Origin of the sequence: Mycolicibacterium houstonense (assembly GCF_900078665.2) — a bacterium.
Lineage (GTDB): Bacteria > Actinomycetota > Actinomycetes > Mycobacteriales > Mycobacteriaceae > Mycobacterium > Mycobacterium houstonense.
This window is the reverse complement of the sequence record NZ_LT546207.1, coordinates 1495708-1497499: the sequence shown is the minus strand read 5'-3', so window position 1 is coordinate 1497499 and position 1792 is coordinate 1495708. Positions and strand designations below refer to the sequence as shown.

At 68.3% G+C, this 1792-nt stretch carries 1 protein-coding gene and 2 pseudogenes; all 3 read right to left on the bottom strand.

Going from position 1 to position 1792, the window contains the following annotated elements; all coding sequences use genetic code 11:
- A pseudogene (locus BN4332_RS07515) lies at positions 1–715 on the bottom strand (Mur ligase family protein); the annotation flags it as partial.
- Between the two features lie 54 nt (positions 716–769).
- Positions 770–928 (bottom strand): annotated as a pseudogene (locus tag BN4332_RS35390) (cell division protein FtsZ); the annotation flags it as partial.
- Between the two features lie 267 nt (positions 929–1195).
- Positions 1196–1792: cell division protein FtsQ/DivIB (locus BN4332_RS07510; RefSeq protein ID WP_160110818.1), on the bottom strand; the 597-nt coding region annotated here is incomplete at its 5' end.

The window sequence follows — 1792 nt, the reverse complement described above, 5'->3', positions numbered from 1 at the left end:
CCCGGACGCCGCCGAGCGAGCCCACCAACTCGAAACGCCTTCGCACGCCCTCGAATCCGGCCAGCCCGTCGAGCACCGTCTCGGCCGGCGCACCCACTTCGATGGCGGCCAGCAGTGCGGCCAGCGCGTTGAGCGCCATGTGCCTGCCCGGCACCGCGAGCCGGATCGCGCGCGGATGCGGCTCTCCGGCGAGCTGGATGTGGGCCACCGCCCCGGTGCCCTGCTGTTCCCAGCTCAACAAGGTTCCGGCGAGGCCCTCGCCCACGCTGCCGTACCGCAGCACCCGGATGCCCAGGGAGTCGGTGTGTTCGGCCAATGCCGCTGCGCCCGGATCATCGGTGCACACCACCAGGGCGCCACCGGGGGCGATGCGGTCGACGAATGCGGAGAACACCTCGGTGTACGCCTGCTCGCTCCCGAAGAAATCCAGGTGATCGGCCTCGATGTTGGTGACCACCGCGACATTCGGGGTGTACTCCAGCAGCGAGCCGTCACTCTCGTCGGCCTCGGCGACAAAGCAGGTACCGCTGCCGTGATGGGCGTTGGTGCCCGCTTCGCCCAATTCGCCACCCACGGCGAACGAGGGGTCGAACCCGCAGTGCTGCAATGCCACGATGAGCATCGACGTGGTGGTGGTCTTGCCGTGCGTGCCCGTCACCATCAACGTGGTGTAACCGGCCATGAGCTTGGCCAGCACCACCGGCCGCAGNGTGACGAACACCATGTCGGCGCCGCGCAGCAGCTCCTCGATGTCGTCCTTGGCGTCCTCGGCGGCCTTCCGGCCCACCTCGGGGTCCGCCCCGGCGCCGAGGCCACGGGTGGAGTCACGGCCGACGTCGAGCTTGACGTCGGCGTCACTCATCAGCAGTGCCTGTGCGTCGGTGTTGATCGCGATGAACTCAACGCCCTTGAGGCCCTGTTCGATCATCCGGTTGACGGCGTTGACACCGCCGCCGCCGATACCAACCACCTTGATTACCGCGAGGTAGTTATGCGGGGGGGTCATGGATCGTCTTCCTCCCAAGTCGGGTGTTCACAGTGCTCCTGACGCTGAATCTTCCCGAGGGCAAACTCTCAACCTCAACCATAGGCTTAGAGTTATGTCAAGTAGTTCCGCGCAAACAGAACGGTAGGGGGCCAACGCCAGGGATCGCGGCAGGCGCGCCGACGCGCCGCGCGGCAATTTCCGCCGGATCTACTTGACAGTGGGCAGGTCTGGACTCGACACGTCGTACGTGCGGCCCGGCTGGGTCAGCAGCGCCGCCAGTTTCAGCGCCTTCTCGTCGGTCCGGTCGTTGGTCCCCCACACCACGACCCGGCCGTCGGTCAGCGTCAGCGCGATCGACGCGACCGAGGGCGCGGCGATCCGGCCGACCTGCGCGACGACATCCGGAGGCAGGGCCAGCATCACCTCGAGCGCGGCCTTGGTGGCCGGATCCGTCGGGCCAGGGTTGTCCGCATCCAGGTACGGCAGCGTGGGCGGCGGCGGTTCGGTGGCGAAATCGACACCGTCGCGGTCGAACAGATGCGGGCCGTCCGGATAGTCCTTGACCACGACCGGCACCCGCTCGACCACGGTGATCTGCAACGTCGACGGATACTCGCGCTGCACCCGGGCCGTCGCGACCCGCCGGATGGTGGCCACGCGCTCGGCCACCGCGTCGGTGTTGATCTGCAACAGCGGCGTGCCCGGTGCCACCGCCGCGGCCGCCAGCACCTGCTCCTGGGGCACCGCGGCCACGCCGTTGACCGCGACCGTGCGGGCCGACATCAGCGGCGTGAAATACAGCAC